Source organism: Xanthomonas sp. NCPPB 3200, from assembly GCF_056393585.1.
This window is the reverse complement of record NZ_CM150785.1, coordinates 980,837-996,109: the sequence shown is the minus strand read 5'-3', so window position 1 is coordinate 996,109 and position 15,273 is coordinate 980,837. Positions and strand designations below refer to the sequence as shown.

The following is a 15,273-nucleotide window of genomic DNA, read 5'->3' as shown; positions in this document are numbered from 1 at the left end:
TATTTATGAGTTCGGTCGTCGTTGTCGGGTCCTTCAATGTCGATCACGTGTGGCGCTGTGATGTCCTGCCTGCGCCGGGTGCCACCATCGCCGGTCGCTACAGCACCGGCCCGGGTGGCAAGGGCTTCAACCAGGCGGTCGCGGCCGCACGTGCCGGCGCCAGGACGCACTTCCTGTGCGCGCTGGGCGACGACGCCGGCGGCGCGCTGGCGCGCTCGCTGGCTGCGCACGACGGCTTTGCGTTGATCGCCGAGCCCAGCAACGAGCCGACCGGCACCGGCGGTATCTATGTCGACGCGCACGGCCGCAACACCATCGTGATCGGCGCCGGTGCCAACTCGGTGCTGAGCGCAGCGTTCGTGGACAACCAGCGCGCGCTCGTGGCCTCGTCCGGCGTGTTGCTGGCGCAGCTGGAATCGCCGGCGGAGACGATCGAGTCGGCGCTGGCGCTGGCACGCGAATGTGGCGTGCTGACCGTGCTCAACGCCGCACCGGCCAATGCGCCGACCTCGATCGGCCTGCTCAAGCTGTCGGACGTGCTGACGCCCAACGAAACCGAATTTGCAGCCCTGCTCGGCCGCCACGTCGGCGAACGCATCAATGCCGACGATGTGGCGGCGCTGGACGGCAACACGCTGCATTCGCTGTGCCGCAAGCTGCTGCCGGGCGGTACCGTGGTGGTGACGCTGGGATCGGTGGGCGCCTTCATCTCGCATGCGGAAGAACAGCTGCGCGGCGACACGGCCGCGCATTACCGCGTGGGCGCGGAAAGCGCGCAGACGGTGGACACCACCGGCGCCGGCGACGCCTTCAATGGCGCGCTGGTCGCCTCGCTGGCGCAGGCGCCGACTGCCAGCTTCGTCACCCACGTGCGCTTTGCCACCCGCTACGCCGCGCGCTCCACCGAAGTGGAAGGCGCCGCCACCTCGATGCCGCGCATGGTGCCCGAACCCGCCGTGTGATCCGCACGCTTCAAGCAAACAACGAAGGCGACCGCAGCGATGCGGTCGCCTTTTGCGTTCAAGGCGTCGGCATACACAGGAGACTGCTTCGATCCGCGAACGGCACGTTGGGACGTGTCCGTCGACGGACGCCGCAAACCCGGCTGCGCTGAGCTTCGGTTCTCTTCATCGGATAGCAATCTGGGCGGCGGTACCTGGCGTCATGCCGCGTCGGGCACCCGTACCCTCATCCGGCGCTGACGCGCCACCTTCTCCCGAAGGGAGAAGGAAGAAAGCCCTCTCCCGTCGGGAGAGGGGTTGGGGTGAGGGTACGGTCAACCAATATTCTCGCCGCTGCCCTCGCTCTACTGGTCACGCAACCCGCACAGAAACCGCGCAAGACCGAAGGCCGGAACTGCTCTCCCGATTCCCGATTCCCGATTCCCGATTCCCGATTCCCGATTCCCGATTCCCGATTCCCGATTCCCGATTCCCCAATCCCGATTCCCCAATCCCCCACCCAGCTACAATGCCACCATGCAGATCGGCCCCTACTCCATCGACCCGAAAGTGATCCTGGCCCCGATGGCCGGCGTCACCGACAAGCCGTTCCGGCTGCTGTGCAAGCGGCTGGGCGCCGGGCTGGCGGTGTCGGAGATGACCATCTCCGATCCACGCTTCTGGGGCACGCGCAAATCGCTGCACCGCATGGATCATGCCGGCGAGCCGGATCCGGTCAGCGTGCAGATTGCCGGCACCGAGCCGCAGCAACTGGCCGAGGCGGCGCGCTACAACGTCGACCACGGTGCGCAGCTGATCGACATCAACATGGGCTGCCCGGCCAAGAAGGTCTGCAATGCCTGGGCCGGCTCGGCGCTGATGCGCGACGAAGACCTGGTGGCACGCATCCTCAGCGCGGTGGTGCAGGCGGTGGATGTGCCGGTGACCCTGAAGATCCGCACCGGATGGGACTGCGATCACCGCAACGGCCCGACCATCGCGCGCATCGCGCAGGACTGCGGGATCGCCGCGCTGGCCGTGCACGGGCGCACCCGCGACCAGCATTACACCGGCACGGCCGAGTACGCCACGATTGCGCAGATCAAGGCGGCGCTGCAGATTCCGGTAATCGCCAATGGCGATATCGACTCGCCGCAGAAGGCGGCGCTAGTGCTGCGCGAGACCGGCGTGGATGCGGTGATGATCGGGCGTGCCGCGCAGGGGCGCCCGTGGATCTTCGGCGAGGTGGCGCATTATCTGTCCACCGGCGAGCTGTTGCCGCCGCCGTCGTTGGCGTTCGTGCGCGACACCCTGCTCGGCCATCTGGACGCACTGCATGCGTTCTACGGGCAGCCGCAGGGCGTGCGCATCGCGCGCAAGCATCTGGGCTGGTACGCCAAGGATCACCCGCAGAGCGCCGACTTCCGTGCAGTGGTCAATCGCGCCGAAACGCCGGAAGCGCAGCTGGAACTGACCCGCGCGTATTTCGATGCCTTGATCGCCGGCGTGCCGCCAGCGCTGTCGGTTGCCGCCTGAGTTTTCCTGCGTTGTTGGAGCTGCAGCCATGACCGCACCAAGCGACACCCCGACCTATCTGCATGGGTTTTCGTCCACCGAACAGGCACGCCTGCTCAAACAGGCGCGCCTGCTGGAAGCCACGCTGTTCAACCAGATCGACTACAGCGGCGCACGCCGGCTGCTGGAAGTGGGCAGCGGCGTGGGCGCGCAGACCGAAATCCTGCTGCGCCGCTTTCCCGACCTGCATGTCACCGGCGTGGATCTGAGCGAGGCGCAGTTGGGCGCGGCACGCGCCAATCTGGAACGGCTGGCATGGTGCCGCGAGCGCTACACGCTGCAGCAGGCCGATGCCAGCGATCTGCCGTTCGAGGCGCGTCAGTTCGATGCGGCGTTCCTGTGCTGGGTGCTGGAGCACGTGCCCTCGCCTGCGCGCGTGCTCAACGAGGTGCGGCGTGTGCTGCTGCCGGGCTCGCCGGTGTATGTCACCGAGGTGATGAACGCCTCGTTCCTGCTGCATCCGTATTCGCCCAATCTGTGGCGCTACTGGATGGCCTTCAACGATTTCCAGCACGACCAGGGCGGCGACCCGTTCGTCGGCGCCAAGCTGGGCAACCTGCTGCTGGCGGGCGGCTTTCGCGATGTGCACACCGAGATCAAGACGCTGCATCTGGACAACCGCGAGCCGGGCCGGCGCAAGACCATGATCGGGTTCTGGGAAGAAGTGCTGCTGTCGGCGGCCGACCAGTTGCGCGAGGCCGGTGCGGTGAACGCAGACACCGTGGATGGCATGCGCCGCGAACTGGCGCAGGTGCACAGCGACCCGAACGCGGTGTTCTTCTACTCGTTCGTGCAGGCGCGCGCGACGGTGTATTGAGCCGGCGGGCTGCCCGGACTTGCTGCGTGCGTATTGCTGGGCGAACCGACTGAGCTAAGCTACCGAGCGGCCGGCGCAGGCGTGGTGGCGTGTTCCAGGTCGCCGGTCAGTACCGTGCCGGCGGGCTCGTGCCAGATACGGCGCCACATCTGCGCCAGTACCTCACCGATCTGATCGCGCGCCACCGGCGCGCGGTAGGCGGCCTGGATCTGCCGGGGCGTAATCGGTTGCCATTGCCCGTCTTGGCGATGCGCCACCACGAAGTTGAAGTTGTAGTCCGGCTCCAGGCCCATGCGCAGATCGCTGAGCATCAGCTCGTCATCGACCAGGCGTGCGCGCATGAAACCGCGATTGAACCAAGTCAACCGGCGCACCGCGTCGAAACCGGCCACCTCGCCCAGGGCCTGGGTGTTGCTGGAATAGCCGCGAAACTGCATCGGCCCCTTGTCGGCCACCAGCGAGCGTTCGCCGATCACATAACCGTTGGGCGTCATCGCCACCACGCGCCACAGCAAGGTGTTGAGCGGCATCGGCACCGAGAAACGCGGCGCATCCTTCAAGCCGAGCGCGGCCAGTGCACGGTCCGCTTCCTGGTCGACCAGGTGCTTGGCCAGCAACGACCAGCCCAGATAGGCGGAGCTGAGCGCCAGCCCGATCACCAGCGCGTGCTGCGCGAGCGGCCGCGCGCGCGCAAACCATGCCACCGCGCAGGCCAGCAACAGCCATAGCGTGTAGGCCGGGTCGATGATGAAGACGCTCGACCACATTGCCGGATGCGGCTGCAGCGGCCACCACAGCTGGGTCCCGTAGACGGTGAAGGCATCCAGCAGCGGATGCGTGATCAAGGCCAGCTGGATCGCCCAGAACCAGCGCTTGGGCGCAGTGGCCACGCGCCCGTTGCCGTAACGGCGAAACATCCACCAGATCAGCCAGCCCAGCAACGGCAGCACGAACAACGAATGGCTGGCGCTGCGATGCACCGTCATCAGCGTGACTGGATCGTCGGTCAGCGGCAGCAATACCAGCGCATCGAGATCGGGCAAGGTGCCCAGTGCGGCGCCGGCCAACAGGGCTGCACGGCGCTGTCCGGCCGGTGCGATGGCGGCAGCGACGGCGCCACCAAGAACGATCTGGGTCAATGAATCCATCGGCCGATGCTAGCAGGACGGGCATCGTCCAGTGCCATCACGTGCGTTCCGGCCGGCCGGCAGTCAGCCAGTAGCCGCAGTGCTCGCATCGCGCTGCGGCTCGCGGTCGAAAACGGCGCTGCAGCCGCCGTCCGCAGTCCTTGCACCAGGACAGCGAACGCTGCACGCCGCGCACGTCCGATGGCACATACCGGCAGCTGCGGTCTGCCGGCAGCTGCTGCGCCTGGCCAACCTCACGCCGCGCGCTGCTGCGCGGCATGAGGTTGCGGCGCCAGCTCGGCCAGCACGTCGCCGTGATGGTTGACCAGTTGCAGTGCGCCGGACTGCGTTTCGCGCAGCGCCGTCAGGCTCTCCACCCAGTCGCCGGTGTTGGCGTAGAGATGGCCGGCCTGCATGCGCAGTGCGGCGCGATGGATGTGCCCGCAGACGATGCCGTCCAGATCGCGACGCACCACATCGGCCAGGCCGGCCGCCACGAAGCGGCCGATGTAGCGCTCGGCCGCACCGCTGCGGCGCTTGAGGAACTCGGCCAGCGACCAGTAGCGCATGCCCAGGCGCCGCCGCAGACGATTGGTCAGCTGATTGCCGGTGAGGATGCGGTAATAGAGCCAGTCGCCAAATCGTTCCTGCAAGCCGCCGAAATGGGTTTGCGCGTCGTAATCGTCGCCGTGGGTGACCAGCAGCCGGCGCCCGTCCAGCAAGGTGTGGACGCTGCGTCGGCGCACCTGCATGGCCGGCATTACCAGGCCGCAGAAGCGGCGGATGGCACGGTCGTGGTTGCCGGGCACGTAGATGATCTCGGTGCCGCGCCTGGCCTGCGCATGCAGGGCAGCGATCACCTGCTGATGCGCCGCGTCCCAGACCGCGCGCCGCTGCGACATCCACCACAGGTCGATGATGTCGCCGACCAGATACAGGGTCTGGCAACGCTGGCGGCCGAGGAACGCGGCAATCTCGGCAGCATGGCAGTGCCGCGAGCCCAGGTGCAGGTCGGACAGGAACAGGGCGCGGACGGGAGGGTGCAATGTGGACACGTGCATGCGGACATCTCCAGGGCAAAAAATGTCGGCCGCGATCGGGCGCTGCGCAGGCAGGCTGCGTGCGCAGCGCGCAGGCATCGGCAGCGCGCTGACACAGATGCGCCCCGCAGCAAGCCGCGGCGTAGCGCTGCAATCGGACGCGCGCATCCCGGCTCGTGGTCGCCATGGCAGCCATGCGCCCCTCGCCCCGGCACACTGTCCGACGATATGGCTCATTCCCCTCCAGCGGCGTGGCTGCACGCAGCCATGCCGCCAGGCACGCGCGCATGCTGACCGGTCAGTACGACCATTGCATGGCAAGCTGACGACACCCGGATGACCGTGCAAACCCGCGCCACGACACGGGTTTAACGCCACAGCGGGCTGTTCAGGCGCACAATGCACAGGGTTGTCGGACGGTGTATCATCCGCACCCATCTTTTCATCCGAATCAAGGGATATAAGCCTGATGTCCAGCTACCTGTTCACCTCCGAATCGGTCTCCGAAGGCCATCCGGACAAGATCGCCGACCAGATCTCCGACGCAGTGCTGGATGCCATCCTGGCCCAGGACAAGCGCGCCCGCGTGGCGTGCGAGACGATGGTCAAGACGGGCGTGGCGATCGTTGCCGGCGAAGTGACCACCAGTGCCTGGATCGACCTGGAAGCGCTGACCCGCAAGGTCATTCTGGACATCGGCTACAACAGCTCCGACGTCGGCTTCGACGGCGAGACCTGTGGCGTGCTCAACCTGATCGGCAAGCAGTCGCCGGACATCAACCAGGGCGTGGATCGCAAGAACCCGGAACAGCAGGGCGCCGGCGACCAGGGCCTGATGTTCGGCTACGCGACCAACGAGACCGACAGCCACATGCCGGCCGCGATCCATCTGGCGCACCGCCTGGTCGAGCAGCAGGCCAAGATCCGCAAGAAGAAGAACTCGGCGCTGTCGTGGCTGCGTCCGGACGCCAAGTCGCAGGTCACCCTGCGCTACGAAGACGGCGTTGCGACCGCGATCGACGCGGTGGTGCTGTCGACCCAGCACGATCCTGGCATCAAGCAGAAGGATCTGGTCGAGGCCGTGCGCGAGGAAATCCTCAAGCCGGTGCTGCCGGCCAAGTGGCTGCACAAGGGCACCAAGTTCCACATCAACCCGACCGGCAAGTTCGTGATCGGCGGGCCGGTGGGTGATTGCGGCCTGACCGGCCGCAAGATCATCGTCGACACCTACGGCGGCTGGGCGCGTCACGGTGGCGGTGCGTTCTCCGGCAAGGATCCGTCCAAGGTCGATCGCTCGGCAGCCTACGCCGCGCGCTATGTGGCCAAGAACGTGGTGGCTGCCGGCCTGGCCGACCGTTGCGAAGTGCAGGTCTCCTACGCCATCGGCGTGGCCGAGCCGACCTCGATTTCGGTCACCACCTTCGGCACCGGCAAGATCGCCGACGAGCAGATCGAAAAGCTGATCCGCAAGCATTTCGACCTGCGTCCGTTCGGCATCATCCAGATGCTCGACCTGATCCACCCGATGTATCAGCAGACCGCGTCCTACGGCCACTTCGGCCGCAAGCCGAAGGACTTCTCCTACACCGACGCAACCGGTGCGCAGCACACCGCCACCGCGTTCTCGTGGGAAAAGACCGACCGCGCCGACGCCCTGCGCGCCGACGCCAAGCTGAAGTAAGCCAGCTGCTCCTGCGGGAGCGAATATAGTGAATTGCACATGGGCCGCTGATGCGGCCCATGTGCGTTTTGGTGGAGTGGATGCGTCCAACGAAGCACCACGGATGGATTCACTGCGTGTCCGGTTTTTTGATGCGGCCACCGCGTGGCGACGAATCTCCGTGTTGGACGTCTAGTGGGGTTGTGCGAATGCTCCGGTCACTGATGCTTTGTTATTGAGGGCTTCGGCCACTGAAGGCGGTTGCACGCGTAGTGTCTGCCGATCAGCAGTGGCAATACTGGGAGCGCGGGGCCGTGTGGCGGCATGGACGCTGCCACCGGGCCTCCAGGGACGGATTCACGGCGTGTCCCGACACCGGATGCGGCGCCGCGCTGCCGACCGACTCCGCGCATCGATCGATCTTGCGCACGACATCTGGCGTTTTCATGCGACTGCTTCGGTCTACTGCGGGCGCTTGCGCGCGTACCGGTGTGGGACACGCCGCAAGTACGTCCATGTAGGCTCTGGCGCGGCATCCATGCCGCTCAAGGTCCCACACCGGCACCCGCGCAAGCACCACCGATCATTGTCGGCAACTGAGAGAAAAGCGGCGGCTGATTGACTGGTCGTGGCCTGGATCTTGCTTCTACCGCCACTACCTAACGACGAAGTGTTGAGGTGATCTCGACGACCTGGCCGACCCAATCCGCAGGCGCTACGTCTGCTTGAAAACAGTGCTTGCCGATCAGCAGCAGCAATGCTGGGAGCGTGGTGTCGCGTCCGGGGGCGGGACCGTGTGGCGGCATGGATGCCGCCACCGAGCCTCCAGGGATGGATTTACGGCGTGTCCCGACACCGGATGCGGCGCCGCGCTGCCGACCAATTCCGTACTCCGATCAATCTTGCGCACGACATCTACCCGCTCCATGCGGATGCTTCGACGAGCTGAAGGTGCCTGCACATCGAAGCCCCGGCATTGCGTTCAAGGCTCACGTTGCAACTGTTGCTCCAACGCCTGAGCGAACGCCTTCAACGGACACGCCATCCGTTGCTCGCCCGTGCATAGACCCAAGGCCAGTTCCTGCTGCAACGGCGGGTGCGCTAGATCCAATGGCGCCAGCGTCCGCAGTTGATCCAGCGATTGCGCCAGATACCGCGCACGCACCACCTGCTGCCCATTCGGTTCGCGCCACAGCTCCAGCAGCAACGCGCCGCCCGGCGGCGGATCGTCGGCGCCGTAGCCGGGGAGATGAAAGTGCACGCCCAGCAAACTGCTCAACGCGGCGATATGCGTGTCACTGCCAACGAAGACCGAGACCTTTGGCGCCTGCATATCGCCGAAGCGCTGCAGCACTTCGCGCGCCAGCGGTGCGCCCGAACGTGAGGCCATGTAATGCGGACGTGCGTAGATGTCGAACAACAAGGCATGCAAGCGCGAGACCTGCGCCAGCCGCTCGGGTGTGGCGCGGCCCCAGCCGACCTGCGACAGCGGCAGGCCTTCGGCGTATTGCAGCAGCAACACCTCGCCGGTGCCGGAGGTCAGGTCGATCGGCCCACCCAGGGCCAGGCCGCGCCCGTTGGCCGACGGTGCCAGCGTGGACGGCATCTGCGCGAAGTCGCAGGGGGTGCGCGTGCAACCCAGGATCTGCTGCATTGCCTGCAACTCGGCTGCGTGCCCTCGCAGCAATGCGGCGGGGCCACCGGTTTGCCTTTCGATCGCCGCAACCGCCGCCGTGCCATCGAACGGCACCGCGCCGGCTTCGATCGGGCGGAACAACGGATCGTTGCTGCCGGCCGGGCGATGTCCGGCGACGATCCCGCACCCCGGTGCCAGCGCCTCGGCCAGCAAGGCGCCGCTGTCGATGGTGCGCTGATCGGTATTGGCCCAGACCGAGACGCTGCCTGCTGCCGGGCACCCGCTACGCGGCAGCACGCCCTGCTGCGCCAGCCATTGACGCAGATAGTCGCCGCTCAACTGCACGCCGATGCGCCCGTGTGGCGTCAGCAGGCTGGCCGGTGTGGACCATTGCGGCCACGGCGCATCGGCATAGTGCGCGGCGGCGGCTTCGCCCTGCAGCGGTGCGCGCACGCCGTGCCGGAAGACAGCCACCACGCGTTCCAGCTGTGCGGTCTGCGCGATTGCGGGCGGCCCGGGCGGACGCGGCGTGCAGCCGATCAGCAGCAGCGCGCCGAGTGCGAGTGCCGGCATCCGCCATCGTAGCCGCAGTGCTGTCGTCGAACGTTGCCTGGCACCTGCGTGCAACGGCGCATTGATCCCGCACGACGGCAACGACGCGATCCCCATCGCGTCGCTGCCGTCATCGCCTGCGGGCGTCTGTTCACCGCCCTGCCCCATTCTCTTCGCTTGCCTGGAACCCATACGCGTTGGTCATCCCGTTGTTCATCGCGGAATTTACCGGGCCAATGTGCAAGGCAGACGACACCTGGCGGAACTTATCCAACATGTCCGGGTAGCCACCACGCGGCGATGAATGCTCCGAAGCAGTCGCACGGTTGCGGTACCAGAGCGGCCAACACAAGAACGCTGGCGGTCGTCAGGTGGGTGCGGAGGGCGCGCTCAGAATCGAAATGTACGAGTGGTCCGTGATGCTTTCGAGCACGGCCGCCCCGCATGCCGGCGGCGCAGTCGGTGTGTTGGCCGCTCGAAGTGCGGCATCAGTCTTTTCCACCTGCAACTCACCGCATGGTGCGCCGCTTTGAGTAGATCACCCACGCACCGACCATCAGGACGCACTGCGCGAGGCCGCGCCGCGCTGACATGAGGTGGACCGGCATCCGTCCATCGACACACGCCTGCGCGGCGCGCCAGCTATCCGGGACCGTCGTGCTCCTGCGCCTGCATGCGACTGTATGCGTGCAGATCGGCCCGCACTCAGGTGCGCAGGAAGATTTCCACGCGTCGGTTGAGTTGTCGCCCGCCGGGGTTGTCCTGTCCATCCAGCGTATTGGGTGCCACCGGTTGCGATTCGCCATAGCCTTTTGCGCCGGCCGACTGCGCGGCACCGCGGGTGCGTAATGCGGCCAGCACCGCCTCGGCGCGGCGCTCGGACAGCGCCTGGTTATAGGCGTCGCTGCCCTTGGCATCGGTATGCCCGCGAACCTCCATGTCCTTGGCGCTGACCTTGCCGAGTGCGGCCGCCAGCACGTCGAGTACGCGCGCGGCGTCGGGGCGGATTTCGGCCTTGTCGAAGTCGAACAGGATGCGCTCGTTCAAGGTGATCAGATAGCCGCACGGTGCGCCGGGAAGTGCGAACTTCTGCAGCAGCGGGAAGCGCCCGGCCGGCGGCACCTTCGGCAGCGGCGGCATGCGCACTTCGCGCGGCGGGGTACCGACGGTGCCGGTGCCATTGCCGCGGTTCTGCACCAGTGCGTCCGGGCCGTTCCAGGTTCCCGAGCCGTCGGCGTTGATGGTGATCAGACCGCGCGGGCCGTTCCAGGTGCCGCTGCCATCGCCGTGGTTGTCGACCAAGCCGCTCTTGTCGCTGTTCCAGGTGCCTGCCCCCTTGCCATCCAGACTGATCAGGCCGGCCGGGCCGTTGTAGGTGCCGGCGCCGCTGGCCTGGACCTGGATGATCGCGTCGTCGCCCCCGGCGCCGCTGGCATTGATGGTGCCGCTGCCATCGGCATTGACGCGGATCAGGCCGCCGTCGAAGTTGGCGGTACCGCTGCCATCGGCCTTGAGGTGGAACAGCCCGCCGTCGCCGTTGCGCAGCAGATTGCCGTTGGCATCGACGCTGGTGATGCCGGCGTCGTTGATCAGGCTGCCGCCATCGCCGCAACGTGCCGGCGTCACGCTGACGCCTTCGATCGGGTCCAGAATGTCCTGCAGCGAGGCTTCCAGTGCGCGCTGCGCCGGGGTCACGCCAGCAATCTCCGGCACCACGATCGACGGGATGGCCGGGAACTCGGGCACCGCTTCATCGGCGACCGGTGGCGATGCGGATGGAGGCGCTGCGGTCTGCGCTGCCGGCGGCGTGGCGCCCGCAGGGTCGGCTGCCTCGCGTTGACCTTCGCCGCGGCCGCAACCGGCCAGCAGCAAAGGCACCCAGATCACTGCCGACAGCGTCTTGCGCATTGCGTCTTCCCTGGTTCGAGCGTGTTCGAGAACCGCCTGATAGCACGGGCCAGGTAAACAACGCGCTAAACGCGGCCAACGCAACGACTGCGCGACCGTCAGGCAGTGCGGTCGGTGCCGGGATCGGCATGCTCGTGCACTCCGCCTCCTGCGCGTCGTCCGCACCCACCGGATGACCGCGTGTTGCCCAGGTTTGCCGGCCCAGGCGTGAGCGATCGCAACGCCGGGACGCGTACCGGACAATGGTGCGCATTGGCAGCGGACAAACTCCACACCCCGCGGTGCGTGACTAGTAGCCACACCTTCCAGCGAGGGTGCAGCGCACTCAGAACGTCGCAGGCGTCGCAGCCGGACGCGCGGCCTGCGCCTGGTTTGTGTCTGCCGCTTCGGCTTGCAGCTGCTCGTGCAGGATGCGGCGAATCTCCAGAATCGCCTGCGGGGTTTCCTGCACGCTATGCCAGGAGGTCACCACCAGCTCCGACTCGGCACCGTCCAGATGCGCGCTGCGATACGGCACCAGGCCATCGTCGGACTCGGCCAGCGGCACCTGCGGTTTTTCGCGTCCGACAATGGTGTGGTAATGCACCTGCGGGGAGATCGGCAGGTCCATGCTGGCGCGCACGAACGGGTCGGTATCGCGCAGGTTGTCGATGCTGGTCGGCGGCAGCAGGCGCCGCTTGCGTCGCGGGTCGTCGCCTTGCGCGCGCCGCTCGCTGCTGGCCAGATCCTGAAACACATCGCCGAAGCGATCCAGCAAGGCGATCGGCAAACGCACCAGGCGGCCGACGAAGCGCCCGAGCCCACCTTCGGCCAGGGGCGTGCCGCGGTGCGGCGCGGCGATGAAGATGGCGCGGTCGACCTGCGGCATTGGCGAAAAATGCAGCAACGGCGACAGCTTCGCGCGCACGCGTGCGCCGCGCTCGCCGTCCAGCCGGTAGTCTTCCAGCAGGGAATTCCACAGGCGCTCGCCCGACGAAGACACCAGCAGGCGCCCGATCACCCCGCCCATGCTGTGGCCGATCAACACCATGTCGTGCGATGCGATCGCCGTGCCGGACGGATCAAAGTGCTGCAGGCTGCGCTCCACCAGAGCCTGGATTTCGGCGCGGTTGACCGCCACCGGCGCATTGGTGGGGTAGTACACCTGCCAGATCTGGTAGCGCTGGCGCAGTGCTTCATCGCCCATCACTTCGTTGGCGACATTGACCCAGGCTTCCGGGCTGCTGGCAAGGCCATGCAGCATCAGCAGCACGCGTCGGTTCGGGTCGTAGGGCTGCATCAGATACAGATGCGGGCGGTCGATGCCGCGCGCGCTGCCCAGCATCGAGCGCAGGGACTGCGCGGCAAACCCGGACCTGGCCAGCCACAGGCCGTACGCGGCGGTGAAGTTGGCCGCCAGCGGCACGCGCTGGCCATGCAGTACCACTTCGTTCTGGCGATACGGGTCGTAAGGCACCACGGTGACGGCACGACCGCGCAGCACCGCATCCAGCGTATCGCCCTCGAAGCGCAGCAGCAGCGTTGCCGGTGCATACGGCATCTCGCTGAAGGTGGGCAGTGGACGCTCAGGTGTCGCGACAGCGGCAGCAGATTGTTGCAAGGCCAGTCCGGCAGGGTCGCCGACCACCTGCGGGTCCACCTCGGCCACCAGTTCGGCGCCGAAGCCGTCGCGTCGATACGTGCTGCGCAGCCCATCGAAGCGCAATGCCGAGGCGGCAAAGATCGCGCGCGGCGTGTTGCCGCCGCCCGGCAACCGATATGCAGACATGTCGATACCGACCTGCCAGCGGCCTATGCTGGTCGGCTCGCGCTCGCTCTGGCCGGTCTGCTGCGCGCGTGCGAACAGGCGTTCGATCACCTGCTGCACCGCGTAGTTGTAGTAGTCGCGCACCTGCGTCTGGCGATTTTCGAACGCACGCGCGCTGGGCGCCCGATCGGTGAAAAACAGATACGCGTACGCATGCCGCGCGGCCTCCAACCAGGCATCGACTGCGGCATCGCTCATGGTTGTCGGGTCGCGCCCGCCCAGCGCAATCGCATGCGCGGTCCATAGCTCGGCCTGCGTTGCCAGCCGGCGCTCATCGCCGATGCCTGCCACGGTGGCGAGTTGCTGCAGGCAGGGCATCGGGTCGCTGCGGCAGGCCTTGGGTTGCAGACCGGCCACCTGCACCGTCTCGCCGCTGGCCTGGCTCAACGCGCCAGTGCTGAGCACATCGCCACGCGTGCGCGCGATGAAGTCGCCGCTGCTGTGCGATTGCACCGTGACCATGGCGCAGCCACTCAGCCACAGGCTCGCTAGTACACCCGCCAGCACTGCAGCGGTACGACATCCACGCAAGCGCGGCATCACCGGGGTGCGCTCGCGGTAGCGGCAGGCGCCGGTGCAAGCGGCATGCCGGCGCGGATGCGCTCGGAGAAGTCGGCCGCCTTGTCGGCAGCGATCGCACGTGCGGTGAAATGCCCACGCTGCTTCAGTGTCGCGAAGTCGTAGCCGGGCATCAGCCCATCGTGATCGTAGGCGTATGCGTCGGCGTAGCCGGACAGTAGCAGGCGATGATCCAGCGGCAATGTGGGCTGCAATTGCCGCGCCAACGCAAACACGATCGTGGTGCAGTTGCTGGTGAGCGTGTTGTAGAACGCCGGCGCGCGATTCAAGTCGTTGGCCAGGCCCACGTAGCCCATGAACATGCGGCGCAGCCCGGCCTTGGGAATCGCCAGCCGATACAGATACATGTCCTCGCCGCGTACATTGGTGCGCACGCGCAGGATGTCGCGCTCGTCGGCGGCTACCAGGGTCTCTTCGAAACTGCGGAAAAACCCGCCCAATGCCGAGAACGACTCGTCGCGCTCCTTGCGGATTTCCAGCGAGAACACCACGTGCGAGCCGTCGTCGAAACCGAACGACACCAGGGTGTGCGCGATCGCCGGGCCCATCCAGTACGACAGCGCCAGATCGGCACTGACCAGACGGTCCAGATCGTACTGGCGGGTTTCCCAGCGCGGCTGGTAGTCGGTTTCGCTATGCCAGTCGAAATTGCGCACGTTGTGCAGCGTGACGATGTTGCCGTGCACCTCGGGCCGCAGGCGCTGGGCGACATCGTCGGCCCAGTCGCGGTCCTGGCTGGGCTGCATCATCCACCACGACACCGCCAGCACCGCAAACGCCGCACTGAAGATGCCCACCAAGGCCCAGTTCTCGCGGCCACGGCGCAGGCCCCACAACGCCGCGATTGCCATCGCGCACCACGAACCCACCCACGCCGCGCGCACGAACGCATTGCCGGTCAGTGCGAAATAGATCGCCAGCCCGCCCCAGAGCGCGGCCAGCACCAGCGCCCCCCGCAACGTCCAGCGCCCGATGCGCGAACGCGTGGCCGATTTCATCGGGTGCCGCCTTCCGGCACCTGCATGCCCAATGCGTGCATCAACAGATCGGCCGAACGATGGGCGAGGCGTTTGCGTTCGGACTCGTCATTGCCGCGCAGGCAGCTGCCCAGCATGTCGATCACCAGCAGCAGCTGTTCGTCGTCGACATCGGCACGGCACAGGCCCGCGTCGCGGGCACGGTGCACGAATGGCAGGAAGATGCTCACCACGCGCCGGTCGGCGGTTTCCACCGCCGGGTGCGCGCGTTCGATGGACCGCCAGAAATCCACCAGCGGCGCGGACTGGGCGATGTGCTCGGCCACGTCGTGCAGCAGCACGGCCAGTCCGTCCGGGCGCTCGGCCAGATCGGCGGCCAGCCGCTCCAGGCCATCCAGGCCGCGGGTCATCAGCGCGGTCATCAGCGCGAGCCGGTCGGGGAAATTGCGGTACAACGTGGCGCGGCCAAGGCCGGCACGCTCGACCACCAGTTCCAGCGGGGCATTGACGCCGTGTTCGCTGAACACTTCGTCGGCGGCATCGAGTATCTGCCGGCGGCGCAGCGCGGCATCAGGGCGGGAAGTCGTCATCGCGGCATTATCGGACAGATTTGTCCGGTTACACCAGAGTCCGCTTGTCGATTCCGCGCCCTCT

At 66.9% G+C, this 15,273-nt stretch carries 11 protein-coding genes and 1 other RNA gene; 4 read left to right on the top strand and 8 right to left on the bottom strand.

Features of this window, described 5'->3' with window-relative positions:
* Window positions 1-5: 5 nt before the first annotated feature.
* From AC06DU_RS04155 to AC06DU_RS04145, 3 genes are all read left to right on the top strand, one after another.
* Window positions 6-962, top strand: a complete 957-nt coding sequence (locus AC06DU_RS04155) for a ribokinase (RefSeq protein WP_046345734.1) — start codon at window positions 6-8, stop codon at window positions 960-962.
* A gap of 516 nt (window positions 963-1,478) precedes the next feature.
* The gene (gene dusB, locus AC06DU_RS04150) at window positions 1,479-2,477 is read left to right on the top strand and encodes a tRNA dihydrouridine synthase DusB (RefSeq protein ID WP_065032042.1); all 999 of its coding nucleotides are present in this window, start codon (window positions 1,479-1,481) and stop codon (window positions 2,475-2,477) included.
* Between the two features lie 28 nt (window positions 2,478-2,505).
* On the top strand, window positions 2,506-3,333 hold the full coding sequence (locus AC06DU_RS04145; RefSeq protein ID WP_024938309.1) for a class I SAM-dependent methyltransferase: 828 nt from the start codon (window positions 2,506-2,508) through the stop codon (window positions 3,331-3,333).
* 59 nt (window positions 3,334-3,392) lie between these two features.
* Here the strand turns inward: AC06DU_RS04145 and AC06DU_RS04140 are convergent, their stop codons facing one another.
* Window positions 3,393-4,481 carry a metal-dependent hydrolase gene (locus tag AC06DU_RS04140; protein WP_054591386.1) on the bottom strand — a complete coding sequence of 363 codons (1,089 nt, stop codon included), beginning with the start codon at window positions 4,479-4,481 and terminating at the stop codon, window positions 3,393-3,395.
* Window positions 4,482-4,714: 233 nt separating this feature from the next.
* Window positions 4,715-5,521, bottom strand: coding sequence for a UDP-2,3-diacylglucosamine diphosphatase (locus tag AC06DU_RS04135; protein WP_039524069.1), 807 nt, complete (start codon window positions 5,519-5,521; stop codon window positions 4,715-4,717).
* A gap of 448 nt (window positions 5,522-5,969) precedes the next feature.
* Between AC06DU_RS04135 and metK the strand changes: the two genes are divergently transcribed.
* Complete coding sequence (metK, locus tag AC06DU_RS04130) at window positions 5,970-7,181, top strand: methionine adenosyltransferase (protein WP_024938312.1); 1,212 nt, start codon at window positions 5,970-5,972, stop codon at window positions 7,179-7,181.
* Window positions 7,182-8,142: 961 nt separating this feature from the next.
* On the opposite strand, the gene AC06DU_RS04125 is transcribed toward metK, so the two are convergent.
* The 6 genes from AC06DU_RS04125 to AC06DU_RS04100 form a co-directional block, all read right to left on the bottom strand.
* Window positions 8,143-9,369, bottom strand: coding sequence for a histidine-type phosphatase (locus tag AC06DU_RS04125; protein WP_478203644.1), 1,227 nt, complete (start codon window positions 9,367-9,369; stop codon window positions 8,143-8,145).
* Window positions 9,370-9,689: 320 nt separating this feature from the next.
* Window positions 9,690-9,766, bottom strand: a non-coding RNA gene (locus AC06DU_RS04120) — sX9 sRNA.
* A gap of 287 nt (window positions 9,767-10,053) precedes the next feature.
* Window positions 10,054-11,256 carry an OmpA family protein gene (locus AC06DU_RS04115; RefSeq protein WP_478203643.1) on the bottom strand — a complete coding sequence of 401 codons (1,203 nt, stop codon included), beginning with the start codon at window positions 11,254-11,256 and terminating at the stop codon, window positions 10,054-10,056.
* A 325-nt stretch (window positions 11,257-11,581) separates the two neighbouring features.
* On the bottom strand, window positions 11,582-13,606 hold the full coding sequence (locus tag AC06DU_RS04110) for an alpha/beta fold hydrolase (protein WP_478203642.1): 2,025 nt from the start codon (window positions 13,604-13,606) through the stop codon (window positions 11,582-11,584).
* On the bottom strand, window positions 13,603-14,640 hold the full coding sequence (locus tag AC06DU_RS04105; RefSeq protein ID WP_167763046.1) for a DUF4105 domain-containing protein: 1,038 nt from the start codon (window positions 14,638-14,640) through the stop codon (window positions 13,603-13,605). The genes AC06DU_RS04110 and AC06DU_RS04105 overlap by 4 nt, the downstream gene beginning before the upstream one ends.
* Entirely contained in the window at window positions 14,637-15,209 is a 573-nt protein-coding gene (locus AC06DU_RS04100) for a TetR/AcrR family transcriptional regulator (protein WP_016902213.1), read from the bottom strand. Before AC06DU_RS04100 ends, AC06DU_RS04105 begins: the two co-directional genes overlap by 4 nt.
* Between the last annotated feature and the right edge of the window lie 64 nt (window positions 15,210-15,273).